This window comes from Micromonospora sp. S4605, from assembly GCF_003176715.1.
Lineage (GTDB): Bacteria > Actinomycetota > Actinomycetes > Mycobacteriales > Micromonosporaceae > Micromonospora > Micromonospora echinaurantiaca.
Genome location: NZ_QGSW01000236.1, coordinates 1 through 1,447, shown reverse-complemented (window position 1 = coordinate 1,447; position 1,447 = coordinate 1). Strand labels below are relative to the sequence as shown.

Genomic DNA, 1,447 nt, shown 5'->3' with positions numbered 1-1,447 from the left:
GGCTCTTCGAAGTTGAGCGGGGCTTTCGGCTGGGGCGACCCGAATGTGAAGGGCTCGCAGCCCATCGGTGATCATCTGAGTGTCGAGTTCGGATGGTCACAAGTGAAGAGCTGCGAGCATGGTCAACGATACGACCCGGCTGCTGGGGCTGGACGGCCTGGTGGTCGAGCGGGTCGAGTTGGACGCCACCGGTGTTCCGGTGGTGGACTTGTCCACCGGTTGTGAGCAGGCGCGATGCTGCCCGGGGTGCGGACAGCGGGCGGTCCGGGTGAAGCAGTGGGCCACTACCCGGCCGCGGGACCTGCCAGTCGCCGGGCGGCCGGTGCGACTGCGCTGGCGCAAACGGCGCTGGTACTGCCCGACGCCGGCCTGTGCGCGTAAGTCGTTCACCGAGCAGGTCGCGCAGGTCCCGGCTCGTGCCCGGTTGACCATGCGGTTGCGGCAGGCGGCGGGGGCGGCGGTCGCCGACGGCGGCCGCACGGTGGTGCAGTCGGCCCGCGATCACGGCATCTCGTGGCCGGTCGTCGCGGCCGCGTTCACCACTCACGCCACCGCGGTGTTGCCGGCCGAGCCGGAGCCGGTCGCGGTGCTCGGCATCGACGAGGTCCGCCGGGGCAAGCCGCACTGGCGCTGGGATGAACAGGCCACCTCGTGGACCACGACCGCGGACCGGTGGCACGTCGGCTTCGTGGATCTGTCCGGCGGCCAAGGGCTGCTGGCCCAGGTCGAAGGCCGTACCACCGCCGCGGTCTCCGGCTGGCTGGCCGCTCGCTCACCAGCCTGGCGCGAGCAGATCCGTGCGGTGGCGATTGACATGTGCACCGTGTTCAAGGCCGCGATCCGGCAGGTCCTGCCGCACGCGCTGCTGGTCGTCGACCATTTCCACGTCGTGCAACTGGCCAACCGGGCCGTCACCGAGGTCCGCCGTCGGGTCACGCTCAGCCAGCGCGGGCGTCGAGGTCGCGGCAGCGACCCCGAATGGCGGATGCGTAACCGGCTGACCCGCTCGGCAGCTCGGATGCCCGGCAAGCACGTCGACCGCCTGGTCGACACTCTCGAGGCCCTACCTGCCAGGATCGGCGCCCCGATCCTCACCGCATGGAACGCCAAGGAAGACCTGCTCGACCTGCTCGCGACCGCCCGCGCCCACCGCGACCGGGAACACCTCCACCGGCTGCTACGCCGCTTCTACACCCGCTGCGCCAGCTCTGATCTGCCCGAACTCCATCGGCTCGCCACCACCATCGAGACCTGGTGGCCGCAGATCCTCGCGTTCCTGACCACCGGCATCACCAACGCCGGCTCGGAAGGAACCAACCGGGTCATCAAGACCGTCGCCCGCGACGCCTACGGCTTCCGAAACCCCGAGAATCAGCGGCTACGCACCCGCACCGCGACCACCCGACGCCACCGCGGACACCTCAACCCCGCTTAAGTTCGATGAGCC

General features: G+C 70.2%; 1 protein-coding gene. It reads left to right on the top strand.

The features are described from left to right. Positions 1-118 precede the first annotated feature (118 nt). Positions 119-1,435 (top strand): ISL3 family transposase, encoded by a 1,317-nt coding sequence (locus tag DLJ47_RS20355; protein ID WP_109901707.1) that lies wholly within the window; start codon positions 119-121, stop codon positions 1,433-1,435. Positions 1,436-1,447 lie beyond the last annotated feature (12 nt).

What these genes read in the sequence shown, in the direction of transcription:
- DLJ47_RS20355 (WP_109901707.1), top strand. Translation starts at nt 119, where the DNA reads ATGGTCAACGATACGACCCGGCTGCTGGGGCTGGACGGCCTGGTGGTC.